The sequence below is a fragment of the Flavipsychrobacter stenotrophus genome, assembly GCF_002954265.1.
Classification (GTDB): Bacteria; Bacteroidota; Bacteroidia; order Chitinophagales; family Chitinophagaceae; genus Flavipsychrobacter; species Flavipsychrobacter stenotrophus.
Genome location: NZ_PPSL01000009.1, coordinates 37,367 through 53,341, shown reverse-complemented (window position 1 = coordinate 53,341; position 15,975 = coordinate 37,367). Strand labels below are relative to the sequence as shown.

The window sequence follows — 15,975 nt, the reverse complement described above, 5'->3', positions numbered from 1 at the left end:
CCAAAAGCGGGAAATGGCGTGTTGGTCAATCGGTTAAGACGCCTCCCTTTCACGGAGGAATGACGGGTTCGACTCCCGTACATGCTACCAAAGAGGGAACATGCAATTCAAATTGCAGTTCCCTCTTTTCCTTTTCCCCTGAAAGCCTTTCCAGTCTTGCAAAGTAGCGGAATGCCACATTTACTTTTGGGGTTCGACACTCGTCTTTTTTCCGATTGTAGTATATTCCATCAGGAAAGACCATATACTGAAGTTCCTGTCTGTCGTTGTAATCAGCGGAAGCCCATTCTGGAGCGAGTTTCGAGGACGTTCTAAAGGCAGCGTCTATGTATAAATCAAGGTTCGACACCCTATTCCCAAATTTTGCCCGTTCCTTTTCAATATCCTTCTTTTCGTCAATGAATTTCGCCTTGAATTTATCGAACATATCCTTGGTTATTTCCTCCAAAACATATCGTTCTTCTAGGCGTTCCAACTTCTTATCTACCTCAGTTAATTGCTTTTCGATATTCTGAATGTTCTCTTCTTTCTGCTCATTCGACTTATTATATTCCACAATCATTTGCTCTTTTATCAGGTACTGCATCGCATCGTCAAATTCAAGGCAGTATTCTGACAACGTTTGAGCAAAACGTTCATGAAGTGTATCTGCCCTCATATTGCAGTTGCATCCCTTTGTGTTGCACTTGTAGTAGTACTTCTGATTCTTGTATGCTTTGTATGCCCTAAGAAACTGCCCACACTCATCGCACTTATAAAACCGTTTAAGCGGTATTTCGTCATTCTCAGGGTTGGTGCGATAACCTTGCTTGTTTTCAGATAGAACGTCATTCGCTTCGAGGAATAGCTCTTTAGAGATCATCTTCTCGTGATTACCTTCTATTACCTGTCCTTCCAAAGCCGTATGCACCATAAGGCCACAATAAAAAGGATTGCGGAAGAAGGCTGAGATTCTCTGATTAGTTATTTTAAGCCCCTGAGTAGATGGAGGTGATGTTGAAATAACTTTAAAAGACCTCAACCTAACTATATCCAATTCTTCACCATACCCGGAACTAGATTACAATAAATTATTCAAACGCTTTTATAGGGGCGCACATTCAGAAGATGGAAACGGACTGGGATTATCTATTGTAAAACAAGTCTGCGATATGGCGGGCTACTCAATTAAATATCAATATGTCAATGACAGGCATGATTTTACGATTACTTTAAAACAAATCACTAAAACTGATTTTCATTAGAAATTGCCAATTATCTGTAACAAAATAAAACGCAGTACTATGTTTGCAAATTTGTATAAACTTAAACTTGCGATAATACTGCTCTTCATTTTTAATGATACTGTTGTCGCTCAAAATAGAAATCTGGACTATTATCTTGAATTAGGGCTGGCAAATAGCCCCTTAATAAAGGATTATCAAAATCAGGTTACAGGAGGTTTGATTGATAGCCAGCGGCTAAGGGCAACTTTTAGACCGCAGATAACTGCAACGTCCAACAATTCCATTTCACCAATCATAGGTGGCTATGGGTACGATGCAGCTTTGAGCAATCAGCAATCATTTAATGAGCTGATAAATGTAAACCAAGCCATAATCGGGAAAAATAATCTTAACTCACAGTATAAAAGTATTCGCTATGCAAATGATTCTGTCAGGAACGGAAAGAAACTAATTGAACAAGATTTAAAAAGAAGTATTACATCTCAGTACATTACAGCGTATGGCGACTTGCAACAATTGAACTTTAATATTGAAGTAAATTACATTTTAAGAAACCAAGAGGTAATCTTAAAAAAGCTAACCCAAAGCAATATTTATAGACAAACAGATTACCTGACTTTTTTAGTTACAATGAAGCAACAGGAGTTGCAGATGAAACAATTGCAAATCCAATACAATAGCGACTATGCTACGCTTAACTACTTATGTGGCATATTTGATACTACAGCCGTTAACATTGATGCTCCCGACATTAAGCTACAGTACCTGAATGATCCCTCTTCTTCAGCTTTTTTCCTTCGTTATAAAATAGATAGTATAAGACTTGCAAATGATATTTCAGTACTTAAGTATAGCTATCGCCCTAAGTTAACTGCATTCGTTAACGCGGGATATAGCTCTACTTTGCTTTATCAAGCTTACAAAAACTTTGGTACGGGTATAGGCATAAACCTGACAGTTCCAATTTATGATGGACACCAGCGTTCATTTCAGGAAAAGAAGATACAACTATTAGGCAGCACAAACCAGCACTATAAAGATTTTTTCACACTACAATATGCTCAACAAACAAGTATGCTGAAACGGCAGTTAGCGGCTACTGACTTACTGACCGCTGATATAAATGAGCAAATTAAATTTTCCGAAGGGTTGATAAATGTAAACGAAAAATTGTTGGAAACGGGAGATGTGAGAATTGTAGATTTTGTAATTGCAATAAATAACTTCCTGACTGCAAAAAATTTATTGACGCAAAACAACGTTAGCCGATTACAAATCATCAATCAATTGAACTATTGGAACCAATAAATTAAACGAGATGCGAGTATTGAATATTAAATATTGTTGGCTACTATACTTATTCACAATAGGCACTGCCTCTTGTCATACCGGTTCTTCGAAAGAGGAAACTTCTGGCGAAAAGCAGCCATTACAAGGTACTCCTGTCACCGTTACGAAAGTTAGTATCGATACGCTTACAGAATTCGTAGATCTCAGTGCCACGTCTGTATTTCTTCAGAAAAGCTACGTAAAAGCAAATGTAAATGGTTATGTACAGTCAGTGAATGCTGCACTTGGGAAGCATGTAGCTGCCAGGCAAACATTATTTATCCTTAAAACCAAAGAGGCGCAAAGTATCGGTAATTCAGTAAACAAGCTCGACCCCGGTTTCCGATTTTCAGGTATCAACAACATAAAAAGCAGTACAGGTGGGTATATCACGTTACTTAGCCACCAGTTAGGAGATTATGTGCAGGATGGTGAGCAACTGGCGGTGATCAGTGACGAAAGCAGTTTTGCATTTCTGTTGAGCCTTCCTTTTGAATTGAAGCGATACCTTCCCAATAACAATACGGTGGAGCTTTCCTTACCCGATGGCACAAAGCTAAAAGGTGTTGTAACAGAATCCATGCCTACGGTAGATCCTGGCTCGCAGACACAAAGTATTGTAATTAAAGTGCCGAATAGCCGGAACATCCCTGAGAACTTAATTGCCAAAGTGAGGATAATAAAAACAAATAAGGTTAATGCCCCTTCATTACCTAAAGCTGCGGTTCTCACCAATGACGTGCAAAGCAGCTTCTGGGTGATGATGATGATAGATTCAAACACAGCGGTTAAAGTACCTGTCAGAAGAGGAATTGAGACAAGGGATAACGTGGAAATACTGGAGCCAAAATTTGACACCAGCGCCAAGATACTCCTAACCGGAAATTACGGATTACCCGATACAGCAAAAGTCACGATTGTACAAAAACCAGAATGAAAAGTTTCTTCGTATCATATAAAAACCCGCTAACGGTCGTCATTGTATTCCTCATCATGGGGGGTATGTTTGCTTATAGTAAAATGCAAACAGCACTATTCCCGGAGATCACTTTTCCGAAAATCAAGATCATTGCGGATGCGGGGTTACAGCCCGTGAACAAAATGATGATAACGGTGACCAAGCCGCTGGAGAATGCTATAAAGCAGGTGCCTGATCTTAAAACAATACGTAGTACTACCAGCAGGGGCAGCTGCGAAATATCTGCATTTATGAACTGGGATGCTAATATAGACCTCAGTAAGCAGCGCATAGAATCTAAAATAAATCAAATAAAAAACGCATTGCCACCTGATGTGCAGATCACGGTGGAGAAAATGAATCCGTCCATACTGCCGGTAATGGGCTATACACTGGAAAGCAATAAACGCTCTCCTATTGAACTTAAGCAACTTGCAACTTATACCATAAAGCCATTTTTATCGCAGGTGGCAGGCATTTCGGAGATACGGATAATAGGTGGTCGGCAAAAGGAATACTGGCTTATGCTGGACCAAGCGAAAATGACCTCGTTATCCATAACGCCTGACTCCATAAATGCTGCACTGGCGCAAACAAATTTTATTAAATCGAATGGCTATCTTTCTGACTACCGTTATTTATATCTTACGGTTACCGATGCTACCGTTCGAACCACGGAAGAACTTTCTAATATTGTTGTTAAGAATGATGGTAAGCGTGTGGTGCTGCTCAAAGAAATTTCTGCCGTGCAGATACATGAGGGAACTGAATACATAAAGATCAATGCCAATGGAAAAGACGGGTTGCTGATAGCCGTGATAAAACAACCTAATTCGAACCTGGTAAATATTTCAAGGGACATTGAAGCGAAAATAAAGGAGTTGAGGAAGATACTGCCCAAAGATGTTGCTGTAAAACCTTATTACATACAGGCCGACTTTGTAAACGAATCTGTGAAAAGTGTTAAGGATAGTTTATGGATTGGGCTGGCACTGGCTATAATTGTGGCCATTATCTTTTTGCGGTCACTGAAGGCAAGCGCCAGCATTCTCATTACGATACCTGTTACGCTTGGGCTCACCCTGATCGTTCTCTATGCAGTCGGGTACACATTTAACATCATGACGCTTGGCGCTGTGGCAGCAGCTATTGGCCTGATCATTGACGATGCTATTGTGGTGGTAGAACAGATACACCGAACCCACGAGGAACATCCGGATGAGCATACAAATGACCTGATCCAAAAAGCGATCAATTATTTATTGCCCGCTATGGTCGGATCTTCTATAAGTACCATCGTTATATTCCTTCCGTTTGCTTTAATGAGCGGTGTGGCGGGTGCTTATTTTAAAGTCATGACCAACACCATGATCATTACGCTTGTATGCTCCTTCTTTGTTACATGGATATGTTTGCCGGTTGTTTATCTATTCCTTACCCGCAAGAAAAAAGCAGCAGTAGTCAAGAAAGAAGAAGTGGTACATAATGTAAAACCCCAGCCATGGGTATCTTTCTTTATTCACAAACCCTTGATAAGCATCATTTTTGTCGCCGGGCTTATCGTTTCGATTGTACTGATATTGCCAAGACTAACGACAGGTTTTTTGCCGGAGATGGATGAAGGAAGTATCGTACTGGATTATAGCTCACCTCCCGGTACATCGCTGGAAGAAACAGACAGGATGCTTCATGAAGTGGAGAAAATAATTATTGCTACACCGGAAATAGATGCCTACTCCCGCAGAACAGGAACGCAAATGGTTTTTTTTATTACAGAACCTAACCGTGGGGATTACCTGATACAGCTTAAGAAAAAGAGAAACCAGCGTACGGATGAAGTAATCAATGGCCTCAGAAAGAAAATTGAATCTAGCCAGCCAGCCCTGAGAATTGACTTCGGCCAGGTGATTGGAGATATGCTGGGCGACCTAATGTCATCAGTACAGCCGATAGAAGTTAAAATTTTTGGTGATAACCAGCAAAAGCTACAGGAGTTGTCTGCACAAGTAGCTGCTATTGTCTCAGGAGTTAAGGGCACCGCTGATGTTTTCAATGGAATAGTGATCGCTGGCCCATCTGTTCGCATTGTACCGACTTATGAACGACTAGCTCTTTTGGGTATTAGTCCAGCAAGCCTGCAATACCAGTTACAGACTTCTATGGAGGGGAACGTAATGGGGACAATACTTGAGAAAGAACAACAAACAAATATTAGAGCCGTTTATCCGGGCAACAGGAAAATAAGTGCAGCAGACATCGGCAAATTGCAGGTATTTCTGCCAAACGGTAATCTGACGCCTATAAGCTCACTCGCTCAAATTATAGTAGATTCAGGTGATGCTGAAATACAGCGGGAGAATATCCAGTCGCAGGGGGTAATTACCGCCCGACTGGAAAACAGAGACCTTGGCAGTGTAATAAATGATATTCAACAAACTGTAGCATCAAAGATTAGACTGCCACAGGGCTATCATATAGAATATGGCGGATCTTATGCAGAGCAACAGCAATCCTTTAAAGAACTGTTGATAATATTGATCTCGTCCAGTCTATTGGTATTCGGAGTGATACTTTTTCTCTTCCGAGATTTCCGAGTTGCGGTACTGATAGTGCTGCTCGCGGTACTGGGTATATCTGGCAGCTATATTGCATTATTTATTACACACACACCGTTGAATGTAGGCAGCTATACCGGCCTTATAATGATTGTGGGTATCATAGGAGAGAACGCAATTTTCACCTTTTTGCAGTTCCGAGACGCACTAAATGAAAAAGGTGTAGATGAAGCTGTGATATACTCCATATCCACACGGCTGAGACCAAAACTAATGACTGCTCTAGGAGCAATAATAGCTTTGATGCCATTAGCTTTGGGTATTGGGAGCGGAGCACAGTTACATCAACCATTGGCAATATCAGTAATAGGAGGATTTGTAATTGCATTGCCACTATTGCTAATTGTATTGCCCTCTATGTTAAGAATATTGTTTAGAAAAAGTATAATAACCGAAGTATAAGTTACAAATTAACCGACAGCAATATGCGTCAGCTAAATTTAGGATTAGTAGATGATAGATCATCAAAAACATTTGCGGATTTAATAGTAATCGGCTCCGATTTGCCCAGAATTCGGAAAATCTTTCACGATGTTTGCCCGAACATTAGAACACCCTTAGATTTGGATTAAGAACATTCGGATTTTATACGGAAAATCATTGCTGTTATGTCAAATAATGCTGAATTTACCATTGCACGGCTGGAAATAAAGGTCAAAAACCTCAATAAACAGGTCGTAGAAAAGCAAAATGCGCTGAATGATGCCCTGAATCAGGTAAAAGACCTCTCTACAGAAAATGAAAAGCTGAAAAGGAAGCTGAAAAAGCATGAAACGCCTGCTGAACATTACGATTATAGCTGGTCATGGATCAGCAAGATCGTTTTTTTAGTTACACTGGCTAACAAACCGCTCCGTTCTGCCGAAATCATTGAGGTACTACAAAAGAAAGAGCTGATATTGCATGAAAAGGTCAGCAAGGAGAAGTTTTTGTCGGCATTTCTGAATATGGCTATGCAACATGGCAGGCTAATTCCTTATAAATTGAAAGGGGTTAGGGGAAATTACTATTGCCTGCCGGAATGGGTGGATGAGGAAGGGAAACTAAAGCCGGAGATGAGGAGGAAGATTTATTGATTGAGTAATCATAAGGGGAACATCATGTTTGTTTATTGTTCCTTTTGTATAAGAATTAATGATAGAGCCTGTTTATTAATAGCTATTAAGGCTCGAATTTGAGACACATTGAGACCGCTATCTATGCTATGGCTTCAATCGTTCCACGACAAACTCTTCAAATGAATTTACGGCATAATTAGTGCTATTATGCTTCAGTAATGATATGTGTGTGTCATCTAATTTAGGTAAGTATTTATTTGCTCTGATTATTTTAAGTTCATCAGGCACCATATTACGAGGCAATACAGTAATACCCATCCCCGCTTTGACTGCGGCAATTGTGCCTGCATAACTATGACTTGAAAAAACTATACGCCATTTTTTATTCAACTTTTCAAGAGAGTGTATGGCCCTTGCGCGATATACGCATGGCTGTGGTGACAAAACAAGTTGCACAGGGTCATCATCTTCAAATCGGGTGATATTACTATTACCTACCCATTCTAATGCTTCCGACCACACTTCCATGCCGTTGGGAAAATCTTCAGGCTTATTCATTTTTACAAGAACAAGATCAAATTCCTTCTTCTTAAAACGGGCAAACAAATTAAGTGTAAGATCACATTCAACATTAAGCATGATTCGAGGATGAAGGGATGCGTATTCAGTAAGTACATCAGATAGAAAAACACTTGCGAAATCTTCGGGTAATCCAAATCTGACTTCCCCCTGAAGTTCAGGATGCTTGAAACGATCCATTGCATCGCGATTTAGCTGTACGATCTTTTTAGCATAGGTAAGCAGTATTTCACCCTCAGAAGTGAGTGAAAGATGTCTACCTCTTAAAAACAATGGCTTTCCAACCAAAGATTCAAGCTTGCTTATTTGCTGACTTACTGCTGACTGGGTGCGGGCAACTTTGCCTGCGGCACTCGTAAAACTGGCTGTGTCCGCAACAGCTATAAAACATTCAAGAGTTAGCGCATCAAAAAGCATTATTAGATTTTCTTATTGTAATCATTAGAATTAGTCGTTTTTCTTATACGCAAACATAAAATACTTTTGTGTCATTCTAAACCAAATTTTAAAAAATGAGGCAAATTTTGACAGATTTTACAAATTTATTTCATGTTGACAGGCTCAGTTTGCTCCTAATGGGGCTGGTTGCATTTGTGGCAATATCCATCGCATCATTCTCTATCCGCTATCTGAAAGGAGACAGGAGGCAGAAGACATTTTTTGTCAATTTGCTCGCTCTGGTTACAACCGTTTTTATGATGGTCTGCGCAGACCACATTCTAATCCTTTTGCTGTCTTGGGCAGTCAGTAATACCTTACTGGCAAGGTTAATGTTACATAAACGCGAGTGGGAGGCTGCAAGACAGTCATCCATTCTGGCTATAAAGAATTTTGCTTTAGGTTTTGTTTTTCTGGGTGCTGCACTGGCTATTTTATATAATGTTACCGGGGAAACCTCCATACAGGCTATGCTGGCAAAAAGCATAGAATCAAAATGGCTGATTGCCGCCAGCATATTTTTGTTACTGGCTGCTATGACACAATCAGCACTATGGCCTTTTCACCGCTGGTTAACGAGCTCATTAAACTCTCCTACGCCAGTATCTGCAATAATGCACGCCGGTCTGGTAAATGGCGGAGGTTTCTTACTCGCCCGCTTTGCGCCTATTTTAACCGGTCAACCCGCTATATTGAATGTGATATTCATTGTCGGGATCATCACTGCCCTTTTAGGAACATTATGGAAACTTATGCAAAGCGATATCAAGCGAATGCTTGCTTGTTCCACAATGAGCCAAATGGGATTCATGATTGCCCAATGCGGCCTAGGATTATTCCCTGCGGCAGTTGCCCATTTGTGCTGGCACGGACTGTTTAAATCATATTTATTCCTCTCTTCGGGGTCTGCTGCAAAAGAAAAACGCATCGATCTTGACTATCCGCCGTCAGTCAAAGATTTTTCTCTGGCTTTAATCTATGGAATCATAGCTGCTTGTATGTTCTCACTTTCTACCGGGAAACAAATATTAGTAATGGATACAACTTTATTCCTGAAATTCCTTGCCATGATTGCTGGTGTCCAATTCGCGCTGCCTATAATACGTGGTAATGCAAAAGGCAAATTACTGCTCGCTTTACTCGGTGCGATAGTTGCGGGATCTTTTTATGGATTTAGTGTGCGTCTTGTTGAAAGTGTACTTGAACCACTTGGAATTTCAATGCCACAACAACTCAATGTATTTCACTTCTTCGCTGCTGCACTATTGACAGTTTCCTGGTTGGCCATGATGTTCGCGCGCCCTTCCAAACAAACAGCCAATCCGGAGTGGTTGCTAAAAAAATACGTGCAAATGCTTAATGCAAGCCAACCACATCCAAGCACAATTACAGCTCACCGCAATAAATATCAATTCTAAAGAGGTTAAAAACATAAGTAATGGAAACAACAGAATTCATGGAAATGCCAACTAAGAGTGTAACGGTGAATGACCGTCAACAAATTGATGCTGCCATAGCAAAGAGCTGGTCAAAAATTGCACCATTCTGGCCTCTTAAAAACCTGATAGCAGTGAACCCCATTTCCGGCTTTGAGGATTTAACGTTCGAAGACGGATTAACAAATGCAAATGCATACTTTCAACAGCGGGAAATGCCTGTTGATCTGCTGCATGTAAATCGGGAAAGTATAAAATGGTTGCAAGCTTTCTTTGATGACGGGCAAGCAACTATCCCAATGCCGCTCAGGGAAAAGGGATTCTTACGGAGTACGTTAATGCTGCTACAGTTTGATCAACAAATTATCGGAAATGATAAACAGAAAATACATTGGCTTAAGACGCTGCCCGATAATCCTGAAGCTATTGTTTCAGAAACACTGTCATTGCTCGGTATTCAGTATACGGATCAGCAGCAATTTCTCACACTGATGCTGACAACCCTATCGGGATGGGCCGCTCATATTCAATACCGTGCCAATTGGGCTGATGCACAGGATGCTAAACATCCACACCCAGTTACGCAAACTGAATACCTAGCATTCAGGATAGTATTAACCTACCTGATATGGCCAAACGCTAAGGAGTTGCTCATTTGGCACAGAAGAGCTGTAGAGATTACTGATATTTCAAGCATATATAATAACGTTGTCGACAATGAAACCACATACAGACAAGCCTTACTAAAACAACTTGAAGCTAAACAACAGGTACGAAAAGAGACAAGAGCGGAGGCGCAGCTGGTATTTTGTATCGATGTTCGTTCGGAGCCTTTCAGGCGTGCTTTAGAGTCTCAAGGCAACTACGAGACTTTTGGCTTTGCTGGTTTCTTTGGGCTACCTGTTTCCATAGGTAATAGTGTGACTGGAGCATCGTATGCGTCTTGCCCGGTTCTGCTAAAGCCTGCCTATACGGTCGAAGAAAAACCCAACTGCTCACATCAATCCTGTGATGATGGATATAAAAGACTTAAGGGGATAAAAAAGCTTTATCAGTCACTTAAATATAATTTTTCTACCCCCTTTGCCCTTGTAGAAACCCTGGGACTGGCTAGTGGTGTCTGGATGAGCGTAAGGAGTTTGCTACCTGATAATGCTGCATCAATACAATCTGCAATCCGGAAATCTTTAGCACCAGATTATTCAGTAACACCAGATATTAGCAGCATACCACATCGGCAGCAGGTATCCTTTGGTATAGGCGCTTTAAAAATGATGGGACTTACAGAAAATTTTGCACCGCTGGTTGTTTTCTGCGGTCATGGCAGTACAACGGAGAATAATGCGTATGCAACAGCCCTCGATTGCGGGGCATGCGGTGGGCGGCATGGAGCGCCTAACGCCCGAATTCTTGCCAGCATACTGAATGACCACGAGGTACGAAGTGAGATTAGCAAGTTGGGAATAGCTATTCCTGATGATACAATTTTCCTGGCTGCTGAACACAATACAACTACCGATGAAGTAGAGATATATAATGAGGAGATGTCAGATAGTTTTGCAGCACAAGTACAGGCGCTTAAACAAAGCCTTGAATTTACCAGAAATGAAAATAGTTTATGGCGAAGCAGGCAAATGGGTGTTATGACAAATGAGCGGGAAGCAAGTAAGGCTACCGCATTGCGTGCCAAAGACTGGGCCCAGGTGCGACCTGAATGGGGCCTGGCCAGAAATGCATCATTTATTGTAGGGCCCAGGTGGCTTACCAAGGCTATCAACCTTGAAGGCAGATCATTTCTGCACTCTTATGAGTGGGAAAAAGACATTGATAGTTCATCGCTCACCACCATATTAACAGCACCTATGGTGGTGGCTCAATGGATAAACGCTCAGTATTTCTTCTCAACTCTTGACAATGTTGCATTCGGCGGAGGAAGTAAGGTAACTAAGAATATTACAGGAAAAATAGGCATCATGCAGGGCAACGCCAGTGACCTTATGAACGGACTTCCTTTACAGTCGGTCTTTAAATCTGATGACGAACCATATCACAATCCAATTAGGCTAACAGTGGTGGTTTATGCACCTAAAACAAAGATCGGTGAGATAATTATGCAACAACAGATTCTGCAAAAGCTATTTGGAAATGGATGGGTGCATATGATATGCCACGACCCCAAAGAAAATCTGAAATACCAACTGAATCGTGATCTTACTTGGGATCATACCAATTGGTAGGAAAATCTGAAATTTTAAGTTAGCCTATAAGTAAACACAGTCGGTTAGCGTTAAAGTCTGGAGAAGCTACAGGCTTTAACGCTTTTGTGTAATTTGAAGTAAATTCCACATGTGAAATTAGTGTGTTATTGAGAGCATTTGTTTACAATCGTTATAAAAGAACTGGTAAGTAAAGTGTCAAGTACTCTATCTATATTTGCTCGGTAACCTGTAGTTTACTTAAATCAAATCCCATCTCTTTCAATCTTGAGAGAATCTGCTGGTAAATTGCATCATTCATTTTAGGTGTTCTGGATAGTATCCATAAATATTTCTTGTTAGGATGGCTGACAACTGCATAGTTATAGTCGCCAGCTAAATCGATTATCCAATACTTTGCCCTAAAAGGCCAGAAAAACTGAACTTTCAGCTTCGCATTGCCGGAGTTCTTTTCAACAAATGCCTTCCCTTTTATGTAAGATTGCTTGCCATTCACACTGCCTTTGTTACATCTGTTTTCTACTATCAGATAACCATCCGGGCTTAAAGTATATTCAGCAGTTGTGCAATGACAGCCTTTTTGAAAACGTTGCGGATATGACGCAATTTCATACCATTTACCCGAATACTTTTCTACATCTACACTGATAACAGTATGTAGTGTTTGAGATCTCAACGTATTTACTGACATAAAAATGATGATTGAAAAAACTAAACTGATTCTTCCCTGAGAATTTGCTTTCCTTGCCACTAGATGTGTTTATATGTTTTTTAACTACAGAAATCAAAGCTCCGATTAAAAATTGTCAAAAGGCACAGGCATTCCATTTATTAAATGCACGATTTCCACAGGTATAGGTCTATGGCTATGACAATCAGAAGCTGCTCCAAATATTGTATTGCTAAAATAGAAAGTTGCTATACAATCATTGTAAAATATTATTTGCAATCTGTAATAGTAATACTACTATTACAAATAGTTTTATTACTTTTGCAGTGTGATGTGCACATAAGGTTGTAAAACACATCAAAGCCATTATGCAAAAAATAAGAATAGCTGTTGCCAAAGGAGATGGAATAGGTCCTGAAATAATGGACGCAACCCTATCGATTATTGGAGCTACTGGTGCTCCGCTAGATTTCGAAGTGGTAGACATGGGCAAAACCTGGTACGAAAAAGGCCATTCATCAGGAATGACTCCTGAGGCAAAGAATACAATTGAGCAGTTAGGAGTATTGCTCAAAGGCCCGATGGAAACGCCCAAAGGAAAAGGCATGAAAAGTATTAATGTAACCGCACGAAAAATGTGGAGTACATATGCCAACAAACGTGTTTTCAAATCGCTTAATGGCGTGGAAACAGTTTTCTCCAAGGCCGGCATCCCAATCGATATTACTATGGTAAGGGAAAATATCGAAGATACTTACGGGGGAATAGAGCATATGCTAACAGAAGATGTAGCACTTTGCCGCAGATTTATCACCCGACCCGGATCTATACAAGTACATAAGTACACATTTGAAATGGCCCGCAAGAAGGGTGCTAAAAAAGTCACCTGCGGGCACAAGGCAAACATCATGAAGATCACGGACGGGCTTTTTCTGGAATGCTTTTACGAAGTAGCAAAAGACTATCCTGAAATAAAGGCCTCGGACATAATAGTCGATGATCTTGCAATGAAACTGGTATCCAGACCAAATGATTTTGAGGTTATCGTTCTTCCTAACCTACAGGGTGATATACTTTCAGACCTTTGTGCGGGTCTTGTAGGTGGGTTGGGGTTTGCTCCGTCTGCTAATATCGGCGATAACGTATGCATTTTCGAGGCAGTTCACGGGTCAGCCCCAGATATTGCAGGTAAAAACATTGCCAACCCAACCGCTTTATTGATAAGTAGTTGTATGATGCTTCGCCACCTTGGAATGACACATGAAGCCATAGCAATTGAAAACTCGCTATACAATACTTTACAACAGGGTTACCACACTATAGATTTTGGCATTGGCAAAGATAAACAACTGAATACAACCGAATTTTCTCAACAGATAATAAAGAACCTTCAAATCACTAATAGGACAGACATAAATAATCTTAGCCTAACAAAAGCTCAGGAAAAAAGGGAAGTCTATCAGATTCTTCATACACCTACCAAGGGTGAGGCTATAGTGAATGGAGCGGACTTTTTTGTAGAAAGTACCGAACAACCAAAGGTTATAGCACACAAATTCAAAGACAAGTTGCCGGAGAGCATGTCACTTATCATGATCAGCAATAGAGGAACGCAAGTATATCCGGATGGTTCACTGCTTACTGACTGTGTAGATCAATTCAGAGTAAGAATAGAAAGGGAACCCGGTGCGCCGTCTTTAACTGCAGATGAAATTTTAGATTTCGCAAAGGAGATATCAAGGTCAATAAAAATATGCTCCATTGAGTGGCTGATGATGTATGGAGGTGTTAAATCATATTCTTTAGCTCAAGGACAATAATTAACTATGATACATAACGAGAAAGTGCGTATAGGCATACTGGGCGGCGGACAACTTGGTGCTATGCTTATACGATCAGCAATAGACTATGGATTAGATATTTCGGTTTTAGACAAAGATACTAATGCCCCAGCCGCCAGGTACACAAACTCTTTTGTTTGCGGAGACCCTAATAACTATGAGGATGTAGTGGCATTCGGAAAACAATGCGATATTGTTACAATAGAAAAAGAAGCTGTCAATACTGAAGCGTTAAGATACTTGCGAGATAAAGGAGTTAAAATTCATCCCTCTCCTGAGTTGATAGCTACCATTCAGGATAAACAAGATCAGAAGGAATTCCTGAAACACCATAATATTCCTGTTGTACCGTACGTATCAATTACGAATAAGGAGGAATTGTACAATAATGCCTCAAAACTACCGGCATGTTTGAAGATGAGGCGCAATGGCTATGATGGTAAGGGTGTAATGATGTTATATTCTGAGACAGACATAGAAAACGCTTTCGATGGGCCGGCAATTCTGGAGGAAAAGATGAATATAAAACAGGAAATATCGTTGATAGTAGCAAGAGGCGAAGATGGCGCGATTGAATGCTATGAGCCAACTCTGATGGTGTTTGATCCCGAAAAGCACCTACTTGATTATCAGATTTGCCCTGCCAATCTGGAATCAGAGATCTCTAATCAAGCATATGAAATTGCCATAAAAATTGCTGCAGAGATGTCTTTGGTAGGTATTATAGCTATAGAAATGTTTATCACAGATAATGACATATTGCTCGTTAATGAAATAGCACCAAGACCTCATAACAGCGGTCACCACACAATAGAAGCATGCCCTACGTCACAATACGAACAGCTGATAAGGGCAATAACGGGTTTCCCACTTGGCGATACCCGGCTAAACTACAAGGCAGGACTTGTTAACCTGATTGAAACCGGCAAACAGCTCGACCTGTCAGCTATAGTAAGTAAGCCTACTATGCACCTTCATTATTACGGGAAAGCCAATAGTAAGATTGGAAGGAAGATAGGACACATAACGATTACCGAAGAAAATATTGATGGGGTACATGCGCAAATAGCCGCTATTAAAAACATTCTAAACTAAAAAAATGGAAACACCGATGATAGGAATAATAATGGGTAGTAGCTCTGACGCTGCTATCATGAAACCAGCGGCAGACATTTTGGATCAATATAAGATCCCTTATGAGTTCACAGTTATCTCTGCACATCGTAGTCCGCAAATTATGTTTGACTATGCCAGCACAGCGCTTGACAGAGGCCTTAAGGTAATTATAGCAGGGGCAGGCGGCTCAGCACATCTGCCAGGGATGGTGGCCGCTATTACCACTATACCTGTGATAGGTGTGCCGGTAAAATCAAGTAATTCATTGGACGGTTGGGATTCGTTGTTGTCCATTGTACAGATGCCTAATGATATCCCTGTGGCAACTGTTGCAGTTAATGGAGCTCATAATGCAGGCCTACTTGCAGTACAAATACTGGCTACACATGATGGCCGGCTTATGGCAATGCTAAAGGAAGCAAAATTAAAAAATGTCGAGAAGGTTAAAAGCCAGCAAACAGATGTTAGTCTAAAAGCATAGCAACAATTCACT

Annotated in this window: 12 protein-coding genes, 1 tRNA gene and 1 pseudogene; 11 read left to right on the top strand and 3 right to left on the bottom strand. The window is 40.7% G+C overall.

The features are described from left to right. The first annotated feature begins 15 nt into the window (after window positions 1-15). Window positions 16-90: transfer RNA gene (locus CJD36_RS21530), tRNA-Glu, on the top strand. Here the strand turns inward: CJD36_RS21530 and CJD36_RS24065 are convergent. Continuing rightward, complete coding sequence (locus CJD36_RS24065; protein WP_394337901.1) at window positions 50-1,021, bottom strand: recombinase family protein; 972 nt, start codon at window positions 1,019-1,021, stop codon at window positions 50-52. The genes CJD36_RS21530 and CJD36_RS24065 overlap by 41 nt on opposite strands. Between CJD36_RS24065 and CJD36_RS24060 the strand changes: the two are divergent. From CJD36_RS24060 to CJD36_RS21500, 5 genes and pseudogenes are all read left to right on the top strand, one after another. Continuing rightward, a pseudogene (locus tag CJD36_RS24060) lies at window positions 999-1,244 on the top strand (ATP-binding protein); the annotation flags it as partial. The gene CJD36_RS24065 and the pseudogene CJD36_RS24060 overlap by 23 nt on opposite strands. Before the next feature lie 39 nt (window positions 1,245-1,283). Continuing rightward, window positions 1,284-2,534 (top strand): TolC family protein, encoded by a 1,251-nt coding sequence (locus CJD36_RS21515; RefSeq protein ID WP_105041277.1) that lies wholly within the window; start codon window positions 1,284-1,286, stop codon window positions 2,532-2,534. Window positions 2,535-2,544: 10 nt separating this feature from the next. Then, window positions 2,545-3,492, top strand: a complete 948-nt coding sequence (locus CJD36_RS21510) for an efflux RND transporter periplasmic adaptor subunit (protein WP_240609406.1) — start codon at window positions 2,545-2,547, stop codon at window positions 3,490-3,492. After that, entirely contained in the window at window positions 3,489-6,530 is a 3,042-nt protein-coding gene (locus CJD36_RS21505) for an efflux RND transporter permease subunit (RefSeq protein ID WP_105041276.1), read from the top strand. Before CJD36_RS21510 ends, CJD36_RS21505 begins: the two co-directional genes overlap by 4 nt. Window positions 6,531-6,736: 206 nt before the next feature. Continuing rightward, the gene (locus CJD36_RS21500) at window positions 6,737-7,204 is read left to right on the top strand and encodes a hypothetical protein (protein WP_105041275.1); all 468 of its coding nucleotides are present in this window, start codon (window positions 6,737-6,739) and stop codon (window positions 7,202-7,204) included. Between the two features lie 126 nt (window positions 7,205-7,330). Here the strand turns inward: CJD36_RS21500 and CJD36_RS21495 are convergent, their stop codons facing one another. Continuing rightward, on the bottom strand, window positions 7,331-8,182 hold the full coding sequence (locus CJD36_RS21495) for a LysR substrate-binding domain-containing protein (RefSeq protein ID WP_105041274.1): 852 nt from the start codon (window positions 8,180-8,182) through the stop codon (window positions 7,331-7,333). Window positions 8,183-8,277: 95 nt separating this feature from the next. Here CJD36_RS21495 and CJD36_RS21490 point away from each other — a divergent pair, with 95 nt between their 5' ends. Together CJD36_RS21490 and CJD36_RS21485 are read left to right on the top strand one after the other, a co-directional pair. After that, window positions 8,278-9,621, top strand: coding sequence for a proton-conducting transporter transmembrane domain-containing protein (locus CJD36_RS21490; RefSeq protein WP_105041273.1), 1,344 nt, complete (start codon window positions 8,278-8,280; stop codon window positions 9,619-9,621). A gap of 20 nt (window positions 9,622-9,641) precedes the next feature. Next, window positions 9,642-11,876, top strand: coding sequence for a DUF2309 domain-containing protein (locus CJD36_RS21485; RefSeq protein WP_205685678.1), 2,235 nt, complete (start codon window positions 9,642-9,644; stop codon window positions 11,874-11,876). Between the two features lie 190 nt (window positions 11,877-12,066). Here the strand turns inward: CJD36_RS21485 and CJD36_RS21480 are convergent, their stop codons facing one another. Beyond that, the gene (locus CJD36_RS21480) at window positions 12,067-12,606 is read right to left on the bottom strand and encodes a lipocalin family protein (RefSeq protein ID WP_205685677.1); all 540 of its coding nucleotides are present in this window, start codon (window positions 12,604-12,606) and stop codon (window positions 12,067-12,069) included. A gap of 287 nt (window positions 12,607-12,893) precedes the next feature. Between CJD36_RS21480 and CJD36_RS21475 the strand changes: the two genes are divergently transcribed. Genes CJD36_RS21475 through purE form a run of 3 tightly spaced genes read left to right on the top strand, consistent with a single transcriptional unit; the run spans window position 12,894 to window position 15,963 of the window. Next, complete coding sequence (locus CJD36_RS21475; protein WP_240609405.1) at window positions 12,894-14,345, top strand: isocitrate/isopropylmalate family dehydrogenase; 1,452 nt, start codon at window positions 12,894-12,896, stop codon at window positions 14,343-14,345. A gap of 6 nt (window positions 14,346-14,351) precedes the next feature. After that, window positions 14,352-15,461, top strand: coding sequence for a 5-(carboxyamino)imidazole ribonucleotide synthase (locus CJD36_RS21470; RefSeq protein WP_105041271.1), 1,110 nt, complete (start codon window positions 14,352-14,354; stop codon window positions 15,459-15,461). Between the two features lie 16 nt (window positions 15,462-15,477). Beyond that, window positions 15,478-15,963 carry a 5-(carboxyamino)imidazole ribonucleotide mutase gene (gene purE / locus CJD36_RS21465; protein WP_240609404.1) on the top strand — a complete coding sequence of 162 codons (486 nt, stop codon included), beginning with the start codon at window positions 15,478-15,480 and terminating at the stop codon, window positions 15,961-15,963. The last annotated feature ends 12 nt before the right edge of the window (window positions 15,964-15,975 follow it).

Bases quoted from the DNA above. Each gene is read 5' to 3' on its own strand.
- CJD36_RS21515 (WP_105041277.1), top strand. From the start codon at position 1,284: ATGTTTGCAAATTTGTATAAACTTAAACTTGCGATAATACTGCTCTTC.
- CJD36_RS21510 (WP_240609406.1), top strand. From the start codon at position 2,545: ATGCGAGTATTGAATATTAAATATTGTTGGCTACTATACTTATTCACA.
- CJD36_RS21505 (WP_105041276.1), top strand. From the start codon at position 3,489: ATGAAAAGTTTCTTCGTATCATATAAAAACCCGCTAACGGTCGTCATT.
- CJD36_RS21500 (WP_105041275.1), top strand. From the start codon at position 6,737: ATGTCAAATAATGCTGAATTTACCATTGCACGGCTGGAAATAAAGGTC.
- CJD36_RS21495 (WP_105041274.1), bottom strand. From the start codon at position 8,182: ATGCTTTTTGATGCGCTAACTCTTGAATGTTTTATAGCTGTTGCGGAC.
- CJD36_RS21490 (WP_105041273.1), top strand. From the start codon at position 8,278: ATGAGGCAAATTTTGACAGATTTTACAAATTTATTTCATGTTGACAGG.
- CJD36_RS21485 (WP_205685678.1), top strand. From the start codon at position 9,642: ATGGAAACAACAGAATTCATGGAAATGCCAACTAAGAGTGTAACGGTG.
- CJD36_RS21475 (WP_240609405.1), top strand. From the start codon at position 12,894: ATGCAAAAAATAAGAATAGCTGTTGCCAAAGGAGATGGAATAGGTCCT.
- CJD36_RS21470 (WP_105041271.1), top strand. From the start codon at position 14,352: ATGATACATAACGAGAAAGTGCGTATAGGCATACTGGGCGGCGGACAA.
- purE (WP_240609404.1), top strand. From the start codon at position 15,478: ATGATAGGAATAATAATGGGTAGTAGCTCTGACGCTGCTATCATGAAA.